The following is a 14,794-nucleotide window of genomic DNA, read 5'->3' on the forward strand; positions in this document are numbered from 1 at the left end:
CGCGGACGGCGGGCGTCACGGTCGTCGTGATCACCCATCAGCCTTCGATCGCCGCTGCTTGCGACCGCGTGATGCTTTTGCGCGGTGGCATGATCGAAGCCTTCGGTCCAAGCGGCGAGGTGCTGCGGCGGTCGGTCACCGGCAAGGCGGTCCAGCAGGGCACGGTGGTGACCGGGTCGTTCGCCCCGACGATCCGCGCGGGCGGCGGTTTCGGATCCTGAGATGACGACACGGAGCCTCGCCTGGGACAGTCAGCCACGCACCGACATAAGACGCGTGGCCCTCACCGGCTATGCCGCCATAGCGCTGCTGGCGGGCGGCTTCGGCTACTGGGCCGTCAGCGCCCCCTTGTCGGGAGCGGTGATCACGCAAGGCACGATCTCGGCAACCGGCGGAAACATCCAGATCCAGCATCGCGAGGGCGGTATTGTCCAGGCGTTGCTGGTCCATGAAGGCGATCGCGTGCAACTGGCCCAGGATCTGATCGTGCTGGACCCAACGGCCGCGCAGGCCGAACTCAACCGGCTGACGAGACAGTCGATCGCGCTCAGGGCGAGTGCGGCGCGGCTGGAGGCGGAACGCGACGGGTTGGACAGGCTGGCACCAATCACCGAAGCGGCGCCGGCACCTTTCCAGCCCGATTTCGAGATGCTGATTCGAGAACAGCAAAAGGAATTCGACGCCAGGCTTGCCCGGTTCCGGTCGGAAAAATCGATCCTGGCACAACGGGTCGCCATGCACCGGCAGTCGGTGGCGGGGTTACAGGCCCAGAAACAGGCCGTTCAGCAACAAGCCGAAGTCGTAAAGAAAGAACTCGGCATCAAGACCGGCTTGCTGGACAGGGGCCTCACCAACCGTACCGAATACTCCCAGCTATTGCGCAGCGAAGCCGATCTCGTCGGGCAAGCCGGAGCGCTGGAGGCCAATCTCGCGACGGCCAACACCCAGATCGTCGAAGGCCAGGAGCAGACCGAGCGCCTGACCACGCAACGCGTCGAGGAGGCGCTGACGAAACTGGACGACGTTCGCTCCAATCTGGCCGACGTCGACGAACAGATCAGGGCGGCGGAGGCGGTGCTGCGGCGCACGACGATCAAGGCGCCGGCAGCGGGCATCGTGGTGTCGTCGACCTACAATTCCAAGGGCAGCGTGATTGCCCCGGGCGAAAAGATCATGGAGATCCTGCCCACTGCGTCGGGCCTCGTCGTCGATGCGAAGCTGCGGCCGAAGGACATCGATCAGGTCCGTGTCGGCCAGCCGGCGAAACTGCGATTGTCCGCGTTGAACTCGCGGCTCACGCCAGAAGTTTCAGCCACCGTGACGCAGATTTCGGCTGATCGGCTCATCGACCAGACCACGCGTGAACCCTATTTCCGCGCGAAGCTGACGATTGCCGCCGACCTGCCGCCCGGCGTGAGGCGCGATCAACTTTATCCCGGGACGCCGGTCGAGGCGTTCATCAGCACCGGCGACCGGACTTTTTTCGCGTATCTCGCGCGGCCGATGTTCGATTCATTCGCGCGCGCTTTCGCGGAGCAGTAGATCCCCTTGGATATTTGAACGGTCAGCGTGCCATCTCGCGGTGGCCGCTGGGCAGGCGGGTGGCGATCAGCTTGTCGATGCGGCGGCCGTCGAGGTCGACTACCTCGAAGCGCCAGCCCTGCGCGTCGACGCATTCGCCGGTCGCCGGCAGATGGTGCATGTGCGACAGCACATAGCCGGCGACGGTCTCGTAGTCGCGGTTCTCCGGCAGGTCGATGCCCAGCACCTCGGCCATCTCGTCGGCCTGCATGTAGCCGGCGAGCAGCCATGAGCCGTCATCGCGCTGGACGGCGTTTTCTTCCTCGCCGGCCTCGAGGTCCGAGCGGAAGACGCCGGTGATGGCTTCCAGAATGTCGGCGGGGGTGACGATGCCTTCGAAGTGACCGTATTCGTCATGCACCAGTGCCATCGGAACGTTGCTCTCCTTCAGCTTCTGCAGCACGTCCAGCGCATCGGCCTGGTCGTGCACGATGGGTGCCGCGCGCACATATTTGCGCGGGTCGAGCGCGCGGCCGCCGAGCAGTGCGGCCAGCACGTCGCGTGTCTGGATGACGCCGATCATGGCGTCGACCCCGCCGTCGCCGGCGGGCAGGCGTGAATGCTGGGTGTCCATCAGAAGCTTGCGGATCGTGGCTTCGTCGGACTGCAGGTTGATCCAGTCGACATCGGTGCGCGGCGACATGACGGCGCGCACGGCGCGGTCGCCAAGCCGCATGACGCCGGCGATCATGCGCCGCTCGTCGGATTCGATGGTGCCGTGATGCTCGGCCTCGGCGACCAGCATCTTGATCTCCTCGTCGGTGACCTTTTCCTCGCTTTCGCCGCGATGGCCGAGCAGCCAGAGCACGGAACGGCCCGAAATATCGAGCAGGAAGACCAGAGGGGCCGAGACGGAGGCAAGGATGGTCATTGCCGGGGCCGCGCGGGCCGCGACCCGCTCGGGATCGCGCAACGCAATCTGCTTGGGCACCAGTTCGCCGATGATCAGCGAGGCATAGGTGATGATGGCCACGACGATGCCGACGCCGAGCGGATCGGCGATGTTCTCGCGGATGCCTGTCGAAGCCAGATATTGCGCCAGCCTCTGGCCGAGCGTGGCCCCGGAAAAGGCGCCCGAGAGCACGCCGACCAGCGTGATGCCGATCTGCACGGAGGACAGGAATTTGCCAGGATTGGAACCAAGCGCCAAAGCGCGGCCGGCGCCTTTGACGTTGCGGTCGATCATCGCCTTCAGGCGAGCCGGCCGCGACGAGACGATGGCGAGTTCGGACATCGACAGAAGGCCGTTCACGCAGATGAGGACGACCACGGTGGCGATTTCAACGTATAGCATGAGGGCTCAATAGCATTGCCGCACGGCTTTCGAAAATAGTCGGCGACCATTTTAGAAAGATGACGGCGGATGCGGGGCGATCAGACGGCGTCCCAGGGTGGCGATGAGAAATGCGCGACCAGCGCGTCGACGACGACCCGCACCTTGGGCGTCAAGGCCCGTGTCACCGGCCAGATGGCATGGACGGAAATGTTTTCGACCAGCGTGTCCGCAAGCACCATTTCGAGCGTGCCGCTCCTGAGGCTGTCCGCCACCAGCCAGGTCGGCAGGAAGGTGATGCCGCAACCGGCAAGGACCGCGCCGAGCATCGGTTCGCCATTGTCGAGCACCAGCCTTGCCCGCGGCGTGAACTTCACCACATGGCCATCGGCCTGCCTGATGCTCCAGGCGTGGGCGACGCCGTTGCGGGTGTAGCCGATCAGGTCATGGCCGGCGAGATCCTCGATCGTCCGTGGTCTGCCGTTTCTGTCGAGATAGGCGGGGGCGGCGCATATGGCCGAACGCTGGGTATAGAGCCGGCGTGCGGCGAGCGACAGGCTGTCGTCGAGGTCGCCCATGCGGATCGCAAGGTCGATGCCTTCCTCGATGAGGTCGACGCGGCGGTCGTTGAAGGAAATCTCCATGGCCAGATCGGGAAATCGCCTGGAAATGTCGAACAGCACGGGAGCCACGCAGCGGTGGCCGAAGGCCGAGGGCAGGTCGACCCGAAGCCGGCCCGAGGGCACCTGCCGGCGCGAGGCAAGCAGCGCCTGGGCGGCTTCGATCTCGGACAGCGCCCTGACGCAGGCTTCATAATAGGACAGGCCTTCGCTTGTCGGGCTGAGGCTGCGCGTGGTGCGGTTGAGCAAGCGAATGCCAAGCCGCTGTTCCAACTGCGCGACCGATTTGCCGACCGCCGATTTCGTCACGCGCAGCCGCTCTCCGGCGCCGGTGAAGCTTCCTGCCTCGATCGTTTGAACGAAGGCCACGATGCCTTGCAGATCCGCGGATTCCATCGACCTATTCCAATTGTAGAAATCTGATCACCAACTCGTTTCCAATCATGGATCATAGAAGCACTTTTTTCCACAGTGAAACAGCGTAAATATCGCCATGCAATCGGGAGCAGACGCAATGAGCAGCGACATCAACAGATCCTGGCGGATGACCGGCTTCGGCCTGCCCAGGCTGGCATTGGCCGAAGGGAGGATTCCCGAGCCCGGGCCGCATGACCTGCTGGTGCGGATCAAGGCCATATCGCTGAACTACAAGGACAGGATGATCGTCGATGGCGTGCTGATCCCCGACCTTGGCTTTCCGTTCGTCCCGACATCGGATGCGGTTGGCGAAGTGGTGGCGGTCGGCGGCGATGTCAGCCGTTTCCGGACCGGCCAGCGCGTGCTGGGGCACGTGATTGCCGACTGGCCGGATGGCGATGCGCCGCCGGTGCTGCACAAGCACACGCTGGGATCGTCGCTGCCCGGCACGTTGAGCGACTACCTGCTCCTGCATGAGGATGCCGCTGTGCTGGCGCCGCCATCGCTCAGCGATGCGGAGGCTTCGACGCTGCCGATCGCGGCGCTGACGGCCTGGTTCGCCATGGCAGAGGCGACAAGACCTGTGCCTGGCCAGACCATTCTCATCCAGGGCACGGGCGGCGTCTCCCTGTTTGCGCTGCAATTTGCCCACGCCTTCGGCTTGCGCGCCATCGTCACGTCAAGCAGCGACGGCAAGCTCAAGCGGGCAAAGAGGCTCGGCGCATGGGAAGTGATCAACTATCGCACCAGGCCGGCATGGGACGAGGCGGCGCGCGAGCTGACAGGTGGCGCCGGCGTCAACCATATCCTCGAAATGGTCGGCGGCGACAATGCGCGGCGCTCGCTCGACGCGCTGGCCGCCGACGGCCGACTGTCGATCATCGGCCTCCTGGGCAGCATGGAGCTCAGCCTTCCGATCGTGCCCCTCCTGCGCAACCGGATTGTCGTGCAAGGCATTTCGATCGGCCACCGCCGCGCCTTCGAACGGATGAACCAGGCGATCGAGGCGCTGGCGATCAAGCCGGTCATCGACAAGATCTTTGCGTTCGACGAGGTGCCGCGGGCCTTCGAGCATCTCGAGAAGGGGCCGTTCGGCAAGATAGTCATCACCACGGCCTGATCTCCGGTCACGGCAATTACCTCAGCACGCCGACGATTGCCTTGCCGTCGGTGAAATAGGGGTCGCCGCCGCCATTGCGGCCGGTCCGGGTGGGGCCGATGCCTGCAACGTCGCTGGTTGAAAGCAACAGGCCGGCGGCATTGAGATCGCCGATCATAAAGTCGCGTTCGGCATCGAGGTCGGGACCGATATGGTGGGTGATGGCGCCTGTGTCGTGGCTCAAGCCGACCCCGCGATCGAAGCTGGCGGCGCCCAGCCAGAGTGGCCTTCCGTCGTCGCCGACCGTATCCGTCCGCCAGAAGCGGACATGGTGGCGCCGGTCGGCACTGTCGCCGACCGGCTTTTCGAAAGCGAGTTGCTGGGCGCGGCCCTCGAACAGCAGGCGGCTCATCGGCGCGTCGGGATAGGGCCGGGAAACAGGACGCTTTCGCCGATGTCGATGGCGGTCCTCAAGGTGATGGCGTCGGCGGTGTCCCAGCCGGCGACGGCAAAAGCGTGCACCAGCTCCTTCTCCGTGCCGACCAGGCCGACATTGATGGGGTCGCCGGGAATGCCTTGCGGCGTGTGGGTGACCATCTCGAAGCGCTGGTTGCGAAAGCCGCGATCGCGGAATGTCCAGAATTCCGGCGCGGCGACATAGGCGAGCGCCACATACCCGGCCAATAAGGCCGGTATCCAGATCGCAATGCGTCGCCGAAGACTTCGCTGCCTCATGTGCCGTCGTCCGCCCCTTCCGGGCGTCACTCTATGCGGAGTCGCCTACCGCTGGCAGGGGGCATGCCATTACCGGCAGGCGCGATAGCCGTTCTTGCGGTTCTTGATGTCGAAGTGGAAATGGTTGCGGTGATCGTAATTGTAGCCGGGGCCGAGCACGGTGGTGAAATACTGGCAGCCGTCGGCGCGCACATTGTTGAGGAAGCCCCGGGTGCGGAAGGCGAACAGGCCAGGCTTGCGCACGTCGATGTCGTCGCCGTTGTTGAGTTCGATGCTCATGACGTCGAGTGCGTTGCCCTTGCCGTGCTCCGACAGCACGCCTTCACCGGCAATGTTGCGGCAGGAATAGCTGGAGCCCTGGTGGATGGTCCTGACGCCGGAGAAGTAGCGCCAGCGGGCGGAGGGAACGAGTTCGTTCTTCGTCCAGGCGGCGAAGGTGGCGGCCATGTCGCAGGTCAGCGTCGCCGCGGGTTTCATCTGGATGCCGCCGATGGCCGAGACCTTGACCGGATAGTCGATGCCGCACTGGCCCTCGTGGATCGGCGCCACATCGGTGTAGGCGACATCGAGGCGCTTCAGCTGCTGGCGGCAATCGGTTTCGCTGGCTGGAATCTGCTCGACCGGCGACATCGGCTCATCCATGCGTGGATAGGCGGCCTGCGTCATATAGGGATTGGACGGAACAAGCTTCTGCATGCCCGTATATTGCGGCACGGCCGCGGTCTGCGAGCCGACATCGACGGCAGGCTGCAACGACAGCACGCTGCCGGTGTTGCAGGCCGAAACCGCGGCCAGTGCAAGGCTGGCGGCCAGCAACGCAGCAGGTTTCAATCGGCGTGCGGCGGCGAGGAAAACGGCGCGAAATGTGCCGGCCATTGGCGGAAATCCCAATTCTGGATATCCGGCATTTTAACGATCAAGGGTAAAGGAAAACTCAGCGCCCACGTTCATGCCTGCGGCTGAATTGCGGCGGAGGTTCCGCTCACTGGCAAAACGTACCGCCATTCCGGCGCGGCTCCAGATCGAAATGAAAATGCAGCGCGTGGTCGGCGTCGGCGCCGGGGCCGAGTACGGTCTTGAACGGGCCGCAGGCGGCCTTGCGCACCGCGTCGAGGAATTTGCCGTCCTTCTCGGGCGGTGCCGGGCCAACCTCGATCGTCTTGCCGTCGGATAGCGTAAAGCTGGCTATGTCGAGGGCGTTGCCGAAAGCATGTTCCGACAGTTTGCGCGTGCCGTTACGCGGCCGGCAGATGAACGCCGACGCCTGGCCGATCGATTTCAGGTCGGCGCCGAATTCGGCTTTCGCCGCCGGTTGGATGACGTCGGCGGCAAAACGCGCCACCGCCTCGGCCATCGGGCAGTTGAGCTCGGTGGCGGGGGCAATCGCGACCGACTTGCCGAGCGTCTTCAGCACGATCGGGTAAGGGATCGAGCAGCCGATTTCGGGGTTGCTTTCGGCTTTGTGCTCCTCGAACTCGACGCCGAGCGTCTTCAGGCGCTCGCGGCAGGCGACTTCCTCCGCCGGCATCTTGTCGGCGGGAAGATCGGCCGAGCGTGGATCGGGCAACATCTTCTCCTCGTCGGCCGCATCGGCCGGTTTTGGCGTCGGCTGAGGGGCGACGGCCGGCGGCTGAGGCTCGGGCGTCGTGGTGCCCGGCTTTGGCGTCGGTGTCGGCACCACGGCTGGCGGCTCCGGCTCGCTTTCCGTTTCGGCTGGTGGTTCGGGCGGTGTCTGGCTTTTCCGATGGGCCTCTTCGTCCTTGAGCAGACCGGGGTCCTTGAGCAGACCTGGGTCCTTGAGCAGATCGGGGTCCTTGAGCAGATCGGGGTTCTTGAGCAGATCGGGCGCTTCGCCGTTCTTCGGGCCTCCAGCGTTCCGGTCTTGCGTCTTTGGAGCGTCGACCTTTGGAGTGTCCGCAGGACGTGGCTCGGGCACCGGAACATCGGCGGATGACTGGGCATCCTGCGTTTTCCGCGGTGCTGGATTTGGCGCCGGATGCTGCCTGGCCCGCGCTCTCGACTGCCGCTTGCCTCGCGGGTTCAGCGGCTGATCGGCCCGCTGTGTCAGCGGCTGCTCCACGCGCGGGCTTAGCGGCCTGTGATGTTTGTGACGATGTTTGGCCTCGGCCGGCATGACCAGCAGAGCCGTGACGGCCATCGCCGATGCAATCATCCTGGATCTACGGGAAGAGCTCAGCTTTGCCATCACCCACGAAACGGCGCCGGTCGGCTGAAGTTGCCTGGACAGGCGCTTCGACCCGATCACAATCGGTTACCTCCGCGTTACGCGCCGATCGCTTCCAGTCCCTCTTCCAGCAAGTCGGCGAGCAGCGGCATGCCGAGCAGGTATTTCGCCGTGCGCTTGTTGGCCCGCTCTCGCGCCGCCGCCACGGCGTCGGCCCATTCCGAGGCATCGTAGTCGCCGCGGCCGACCCAGGCCAGCGCGATCAGCTCGGCGGCCTCGTCGATATTGAGGTCGTTGATCAGCTCGCGCAGCTCTTCCTCGGTGAGGTTTTCCGAGCTTTCCTCGGCAAGGCCGTCATGGTGGTGGTTGTCATGCCTGTCGCCGTCGAACTCGACCTCGTGTTCGGCGCCGCCGGCATAGTCCTCGTTGACGGCCGCGCTCAGCGCCTTGGCCTTGAGAATGAACAGCCGCACGGTGTCGGGGCCGATCGTGAGATCCCAGTCTTTGTCAAGCCGCCGCTGCACGGGCCCTCTCCGTGGGTCAGTCTCATTCGAGGGCGATGATACCGGATTTGCGGCATCCGTCACCTCATGTTCTCCAGACGGGCTTTTTTCGGGATGAAACGCGGGCCGCTCGGCGTTAGTGTTGCATTGTCACACCCTCAGGAGGTTTTCCATGCATAAAAGAATGCTGATCCAGGCAGCCGCCGCGCTTGTCGCGGTGCAGTTTTTTGCCGTTCCGGTGTTTGCGGCCGGCAGCGGTGGCGGTAACGACCAGACCGTTACCCAATGCAAAAAGGGTGAAGTCTGGGACAAGAAGAAGCAGAAATGCGTGCCGCCCAAGGAAGGCATGCTGGACGACGACAGCATCTATGACGCTGGCCATGCGCTGGCGATGGCCGGCCGCTATGACGAGGCGATCTCGGTCCTCGTTCTTGCCGCCAACAAGCAGGATCCGCGCATCCTCAACTATCTCGGCTACTCGCACCGCCATTCCGGCCGCGTCACTGTCGGCCTCGGCTATTACGAGGAAGCGCTGCGGATCGACCCGAATTACACGCTGGTGCGCGAATATCTCGGCGAGGCGCATCTGCAGATCGGCGACCTGGCCGGCGCCCAGCAGCAGCTGACGGAGATCGAAAAGCGCACCGGCAAGGGTTCGCGCGAATACGGCATGCTGGCCGAGCAGATCGAGCATTTCATGAGAAGCTGATCGGGTTTCATGGTCTCGAAACGGCCGCGAGCAATCGCGGCCGTTTTTTGTTCGGTCCATCCCACAGCCACCTTCGCTGACAAAAGAAGGATGATTTTTGCAAAACCGATTTTTGAGCGTGAAAAGCCCGCAAAGATTGCTATATTCAAGGAAATTGCGGTGAAACGGTTCCGTTAGCCCGAGGCTGCCGGACCGTTTTCTTTTTATACCCAACGACAAGGCTTCCCCCGAAACGCGGGGGCGGCGGCAGGAAAGGTCAGGCACTATGAACAAGGTCCCGATGACAGGCGAGGGGTTCGCGTCATTGAAGGAAGAACTGCGCTGGCGCCAGCAGGAAGAGCGGCCGCGCATCATCGAGGCGATCTCCGAGGCGCGCTCGCATGGCGACCTGTCCGAAAATGCCGAATATCATGCCGCGAAAGAGGCGCAGAGCCTCAATGAGGGCCGCGTCAACGAGCTCGAGGATTATATCGCGCGCGCCGAGGTGATCGACGTCACCAAGCTCAGCGGAGACAAGGTCAAGTTCGGCGCCACCGTCGTGCTGGTCGACGAGGACACCGAGGAGAAGAAGACCTACCAGATCGTCGGCGACCAGGAAGCCGACGTGAAATCGGGCCGCATCTCGATCTCCTCGCCCATCGCCCGTGCGCTCATCGGCAAGGAAGTCGGCGACGCCATCGAGGTCAATGCGCCTGGTGGCGCACGCGGGTACGAGATCGTCCAGGTGCAGTTTATTTAGGACCCTTGATAATTCTACTCTGGCCGCCAACTAGCCCGGGTTTCTGCGCTTCCGGTGCTCAACGTACTTTAAAGTAGGCTCCGCTCCGGTTCTCGAAGAACCACGTTATTTGACTCGCCAGAGCGAATTCTGAAAGGTCCTAAGCCGGCGCTTGTAATTTCAGTGCCAACAGTTTCTCCGCCTCAGCCACAACCTCGGTCGGCGTCACGCCCCCGCCGGCGGGCGCCAGCAAAGTCGACGCATAAGGCCCACGCGGCCCGGTCAAGCCCGGCTCCGTCGCCAAAAACACCGCGACCGTCGGCAGGCCGAAAGCGCTGGCGAGATGGGTCAATCCCGTATCGGCGCCGATGACCAGTGTCGAGCGCCCGAGGATGGCCGCGATGTCGGCCAGCGGCGATTTGGGCACCACGACCGTGGATGGCACGGCCTTGGTGATCGCTTCGGCCACCGTCTTCTCACGCTCGTTCGACCAGGTGGTGACCGGCGTCATGCCGCGCTCGACCAGCAGGCTGGCGGTTCCGATCCAGTCTTCGACCGGCCATTTCTTGTCCTCGCGGCTGGTGCCGTGCAGCAGGAAGGCGGTTTTGCCGTTGATGCCGGCCAGACTGCCGGAGGGTGGCACAATGCCGGAGTTGAGGGTCGACAAATCGGGCTGATAGCCAAGCGCCAACCCGAACAGCCGCCGTGTCCGCTCGATGGCGTGCAGGTCGCGCGGCACGGCGTGGGTGATGTCGTAGAACAGCGTCGCCGAGGGTTCGCGCGCACTCGACCGGTTGAAGCCGGCAATCGGCGCACGTGCCTGGCGCGCCACCAGGGCAGACTTCAGCAGGCCTTGCGCATCGATGACGAGGTCATACCGGCAGGCGCGCAAAGCACGGCGCAAGGCCGCCGCCTCGCGCCAGGTGTTCGTGTCGAAAAGGGTCTTTCGCCAGCGCCTTATCGCCACCGTGTGGATGGTGCCGATCGCCGGATGCAGGGCGATGATGCCGGCGAAGGCCTCCTCCACGCACCAGTCGAAAGCGATATCGGGCCGTGCGCGGCTGGCATCCTCGAGTGCCGGAAAGGTGTGGATGACATCGCCCATCGACGATGTCTTGACGATCAGCACCTTCATGCCGCGGCCGGAAGTTCCAGCAGCCGGTCGGCCGCCGCGGCGACCTGCCGGACTTCCAATGTCTTCAGGCAGTTGAGGTGACCGAGCGGACAGATTTTCCGGTGGCAGGGCGAGCAGGACAGGCCGAGCCAGACCAGTTCGCGTCGCTCCGCCAGCGGCGGCGTATTTTCAGGCGAGGTCGAGCCATACACGGCAACGATCGGCGTGCCGACGGCGGCCGCGACATGCATCAGCCCGCTATCATTGGAGATCGCGAGCCTTGCCGCCGCGATCAGGTCGATGGCGTCCTCCAGCCGCGTCTGGCCGGCGAGGTCGACGACACCGGGAGCAAGGGCGGCGATCTCCGCCGTCACGTCGCGATCGTTCTTCGAACCGAACAGGGCGACCTTCAAGCCTTTGCCCATGAATTCGCGGGCAAGGCCGGCATAGCTTTCACTTGGCCAGCGCTTGGCCGGACCGAACTCGGCGCCGGGCATCAGGGCCACGAATTCCCGCGACGCCAGACCGAACCGGTCGAGCAGGGCGGCCTGGTTTTTTGGATCCACGGTCAGCCGGGGCGCGCGGAAACTGCCGCCCTGGGCGAGCCCGAAATAGGCCTGAGCAGTGCGCCGTTTCACGGCGTCGGGCAATGGCACGATGTCGGTCAGCAGGCCGTAGCGCATTTCCCGAAGGTGGCCGAAACGACGCGGAATGCGGGCAAAGAACGGGATCAGCGCCGACTTCCAGCTGCCCGGCAGGACATAGGCCATGTCGTAGCGGCCGCGCAGCAGGCGGCCGAAGCGGCGGCGATGGGTGAATTCGAGCGCGCCGGGCTGCAGCGGAAAGTCGATCTGCTGGCGGATTTCGGGCATGCGCTTGACCAGTGGTGCGGCCCAGGCGGGCGCCAGCACATCGATCGCGGCGTCGGGATGGCGTTCCTTCAGCGCCGAGAACAGGCACTGCGCCATCACCATATCGCCCACCCAGCGTGGGCCGATCACGAGGATCGTTGGGCTTTTAGCCATTCGACATAGTCTCTGACGCCGGTTTCTACTGTGCGGAATTGCCCGTTATAGCCGGCTGCGCGCAAGCGGGACATATCAGCCTGGGTAAAACTCTGGTAGCTGCCCTTGAGATGGTCGGGGAAGGGGATGAACTCGATCTCGCCCTGGCCCAGCGTGTCGATGACCGTTTCGGCGATGGCGCGGAACGGCTGGGCGTGCCCGGTGCCGCAGTTGAAGATGCCGCTCGCGCCGCGCTTCCACAGCCACAGATTGACGTCGGCGACGTCGCCGACATGGATGAAGTCGCGGCTCTGTTCGCCTGGCCCGAAGCCGTCATGGGCACCGAACAGCTTCGGATTTTCACCGCGCTCGACCTGGTTGAACAGATGGAAGGCGACCGAGGCCATGGCCCCTTTGTGCGCTTCGCGCGGGCCATAGACATTGAAGTAGCGCAGCCCCGCGACCTGCGAATGATCGCTGTCGAACACCGTGCGCCTGACATAGTCGTCGAAGAGTTTCTTGGAATAGGCATAGACGTTGAGCGGCCGCTCCAGCGCAGCCTCCTCGCGAAATTCGGCTCCGCCGCCATAGACTGAAGCGGAGGAGGCGTAGAGGAAAGGCACGCGCAGCGCCTGGCAGCCATGCAGCAGCCGTTTCGAATAGGCGTAATTCACCTCCATCATGAACTTGCCGTTCCACTCGGTGGTGGTCGAACAGGCGCCCTGATGGAACACTGCCTCGATGCGGCCGAGCGAGCCGGCCTCCATGCGGGCCAGGAAATCGTCCTTGTCGAGATAGTCGGCTATCGTCAAATCGGCCAAGTTGGCGATCTTGTGGCCGTCGGTAAGGTCGTCGACGACCAGGATGTCGTCATGGCCTTCCGCATTGAGCGCGGCGACGATGTTGGAGCCGATCATGCCGGCGCCGCCCGTGACGATGATCATGAAAGCCTCTGGTTGCGTGCGATTCCGGTCCTTATAAGGGAGGTCAGCCGGGCTGTCGACAAAGCAGGTGGTTGCGCCACAGTGGCGCCGCAAAGCTTCCACTCAGTTGGCGCCTGCTGGGGCTGACCCACGACAAGGGGACAAGAAATGCCGTCGACCGAACTGCTGATCGCGTTCTTCGCCACCACGGCGATCTTCGCCTACATTCCGGGTCCCGCCATGCTCTACGCCGCCGCGCAAACGATGGCGCGCGGGCGCTGGTCGGGGCTGACGGCGGCACTCGGCATCCATCTCGGCGGCTATGTGCATGTCTTTGCCGCCGCCGCCGGCTTGTCCGTGCTGTTCCACGCTGTGCCGCCGCTCTACATGGCGGTCAAGCTGGTCGGCGCGCTTTACCTCATCTGGCTCGGCATTTCGCTGTTTCGCAAGCGCGTGGAGGGCGACGTGGCGCTGCCGGCGATCGAGCGCAAATCGGCCCGCCGGGCGTTTTTCGAGAGCATCACCGTCGAGGTGCTCAATCCCAAGACCGCGATCTTCTTCATGGCGTTCCTGCCGCAGTTCATCGATGCCTCGGCGACCTTGCCGGTCTGGCTGCAATTCGTCGTGCTGGGCACGATCGTCAACCTGATGTTCTCCTCGGCCGACATCGTCTGCGTATTCCTGGCCGGCCTCGTGATCGGAAGGCTGCGGCGTTCGAGCGGGGCGCAGCGCCTGATGCAGCGGGCCGGCGGCGCGGTACTGGTCGGCCTCGGCGTCCACGTCGCCCTGCAGAAAACCTGACCTGTCCGGGTTTGCCTCTGCCCCTGGCGTTGCGCTGTGCCGAATTGCGGTATATCGGCAGGCATGACCGGCCGGCCTCGCAAATCTGGTGTTTCGACCTATCTGAGATCGGCGTTTTCCGCGCGTGGCAGATGACATGATCAAGCACAATCCGCCTTCACCCGAGCCCCTGCACCGCGCCATCGCGCGCTTCGGCGACGTCGCCGTGCTGGTGGCCGGCGACCTCATCCTCGACCGCTTCGTCAATGGCGTCATCGAACGGATCTCGCCGGAAGCGCCGATCCCGGTGCTGCATGGGCGGGGCGAAAGCTCGGCGATGGGTGGCGCCGGCAATGTCGTGGCCAACATCGTCTCGCTCGGCGCACGCGCCGTTCCGGTCTCGGTGATCGGCACTGATCCCGCCGGCGACAGCCTGGCGCGGATGCTGGGCGAGCTTGGCGCCGATACGGCGGGGCTTGTGCAGCAGCGCGGCCGCATGACCTCGTCGAAGAGCCGCTTCAGCGCGCTCAACCAGCAGGTGCTGCGTTTCGACGAGGAAGAGATCAAGCCGCTCGGCGAGGCCGAACGGGCGGAGCTGGTCCGCCGTTTCCGCGACGCGTTGAAACAGGCGGACATTGTCATCCTGTCCGATTACGGCAAGGGCATATTGCTGGACGGCGTCGCCGCCGAACTGATTGCCATCTGCCGAGAGGCGGGCAAGCCGGTGCTGGTCGATCCGAAGGGTCGCGACTATGCGCGCTATGCCGGGGCGACCGCCGTCACGCCCAACCGCAAGGAGCTTGGCGAGGCCGTCGGCCATGCGGTGTTCGCCGATGACGAGATCGTCGCGGCGGCAGGCGAGCTGATTTCGGCGCACGGCTTCGACTTCGTCGTCGCCACCCGCAGCGAAAAGGGCATGAGCGTGGTCGGCCCCGACGAGGCACGCCACATCGCCACCCAGGCGCGCGAGGTGTTCGACGTCTCGGGCGCCGGCGATACGGTGATCGCGACCTTCGCGCTGGCGCTTGCCGCCGGTGCCAATCCTGTCGCCGCGGCCTCGATCGCCAACGCCGCCGGCGGCGTCGTGGTCGGCAAGCGCGGCACCGCGCGGCTGAGTGTCGAGGAACTCACCG

The 14,794-nt window shown here is 64.5% G+C and carries 14 protein-coding genes and 2 pseudogenes; 7 read left to right on the forward strand and 9 right to left on the reverse strand.

Annotated features, from left to right (window positions below):
- Positions 1-221 (forward strand): annotated as a pseudogene (locus tag O7A61_RS27080) (type I secretion system permease/ATPase); the annotation flags it as partial.
- Position 222: 1 nt separating this feature from the next.
- Positions 223-1,542, forward strand: a complete 1,320-nt coding sequence (locus O7A61_RS27085; RefSeq protein ID WP_337132405.1) for an HlyD family type I secretion periplasmic adaptor subunit — start codon at positions 223-225, stop codon at positions 1,540-1,542.
- A gap of 22 nt (positions 1,543-1,564) precedes the next feature.
- On the opposite strand, the gene O7A61_RS27090 is transcribed toward O7A61_RS27085, so the two are convergent.
- Together O7A61_RS27090 and O7A61_RS27095 are read right to left on the reverse strand one after the other, a co-directional pair.
- On the reverse strand, positions 1,565-2,875 hold the full coding sequence (locus O7A61_RS27090; protein WP_140505009.1) for a hemolysin family protein: 1,311 nt from the start codon (positions 2,873-2,875) through the stop codon (positions 1,565-1,567).
- Between the two features lie 80 nt (positions 2,876-2,955).
- Entirely contained in the window at positions 2,956-3,870 is a 915-nt protein-coding gene (locus tag O7A61_RS27095) for a LysR family transcriptional regulator (RefSeq protein WP_337132406.1), read from the reverse strand.
- Positions 3,871-3,988: 118 nt separating this feature from the next.
- On the opposite strand from O7A61_RS27095, the gene O7A61_RS27100 reads away from it, so the two are divergent.
- Positions 3,989-5,011: a zinc-dependent alcohol dehydrogenase family protein gene (locus O7A61_RS27100; protein ID WP_337132407.1), complete on the forward strand. Its 1,023-nt coding sequence runs from the start codon at positions 3,989-3,991 to the stop codon at positions 5,009-5,011.
- 16 nt (positions 5,012-5,027) lie between these two features.
- On the opposite strand, the pseudogene O7A61_RS27105 reads toward O7A61_RS27100, so the two are convergent.
- The 4 genes and pseudogenes from O7A61_RS27105 to O7A61_RS27120 all read right to left on the reverse strand — a co-directional run bounded on the left by O7A61_RS27105 (position 5,028) and on the right by O7A61_RS27120 (position 8,434).
- Positions 5,028-5,725, reverse strand: a pseudogene (locus tag O7A61_RS27105) (LssY C-terminal domain-containing protein).
- Positions 5,726-5,794: 69 nt separating this feature from the next.
- Positions 5,795-6,601: an extensin-like domain-containing protein gene (locus O7A61_RS27110; protein WP_337132408.1), complete on the reverse strand. Its 807-nt coding sequence runs from the start codon at positions 6,599-6,601 to the stop codon at positions 5,795-5,797.
- Between the two features lie 106 nt (positions 6,602-6,707).
- On the reverse strand, positions 6,708-7,661 hold the full coding sequence (locus tag O7A61_RS27115; protein ID WP_442921123.1) for an extensin-like domain-containing protein: 954 nt from the start codon (positions 7,659-7,661) through the stop codon (positions 6,708-6,710).
- Positions 7,662-8,008: 347 nt separating this feature from the next.
- Entirely contained in the window at positions 8,009-8,434 is a 426-nt protein-coding gene (locus O7A61_RS27120; protein ID WP_027143289.1) for a DUF3775 domain-containing protein, read from the reverse strand.
- 151 nt (positions 8,435-8,585) lie between these two features.
- Between O7A61_RS27120 and O7A61_RS27125 the strand changes: the two genes are divergently transcribed.
- Complete coding sequence (locus O7A61_RS27125) at positions 8,586-9,122, forward strand: tetratricopeptide repeat protein (protein ID WP_027143288.1); 537 nt, start codon at positions 8,586-8,588, stop codon at positions 9,120-9,122.
- 265 nt (positions 9,123-9,387) lie between these two features.
- On the forward strand, positions 9,388-9,861 hold the full coding sequence (gene greA, locus O7A61_RS27130; protein WP_023671981.1) for a transcription elongation factor GreA: 474 nt from the start codon (positions 9,388-9,390) through the stop codon (positions 9,859-9,861).
- A 139-nt stretch (positions 9,862-10,000) separates the two neighbouring features.
- Here greA and waaC read toward each other — a convergent pair whose 3' ends face one another.
- Genes waaC through rfaD form a run of 3 tightly spaced genes read right to left on the reverse strand, consistent with a single transcriptional unit; the run spans position 10,001 to position 12,902 of the window.
- Entirely contained in the window at positions 10,001-10,975 is a 975-nt protein-coding gene (waaC, locus tag O7A61_RS27135) for a lipopolysaccharide heptosyltransferase I (RefSeq protein ID WP_337132409.1), read from the reverse strand.
- Entirely contained in the window at positions 10,972-11,979 is a 1,008-nt protein-coding gene (gene waaF, locus O7A61_RS27140; protein ID WP_337132410.1) for a lipopolysaccharide heptosyltransferase II, read from the reverse strand. The genes waaC and waaF overlap by 4 nt, the downstream gene beginning before the upstream one ends.
- Positions 11,952-12,902, reverse strand: coding sequence for an ADP-glyceromanno-heptose 6-epimerase (gene rfaD, locus O7A61_RS27145; protein ID WP_337132411.1), 951 nt, complete (start codon positions 12,900-12,902; stop codon positions 11,952-11,954). The genes waaF and rfaD overlap by 28 nt, the downstream gene beginning before the upstream one ends.
- Before the next feature lie 147 nt (positions 12,903-13,049).
- Between rfaD and O7A61_RS27150 the strand changes: the two genes are divergently transcribed.
- The gene (locus O7A61_RS27150) at positions 13,050-13,682 is read left to right on the forward strand and encodes a LysE family translocator (RefSeq protein ID WP_140751159.1); all 633 of its coding nucleotides are present in this window, start codon (positions 13,050-13,052) and stop codon (positions 13,680-13,682) included.
- Positions 13,683-13,818: 136 nt separating this feature from the next.
- Positions 13,819-14,794: D-glycero-beta-D-manno-heptose-7-phosphate kinase (gene rfaE1 / locus O7A61_RS27155; protein ID WP_337132412.1), on the forward strand; the 976-nt coding region annotated here is incomplete at its 3' end.

It is taken from the genome of Mesorhizobium sp. Cs1321R2N1, assembly GCF_037179725.1.
Classification (GTDB): Bacteria; Pseudomonadota; Alphaproteobacteria; order Rhizobiales; family Rhizobiaceae; genus Mesorhizobium; species Mesorhizobium salmacidum.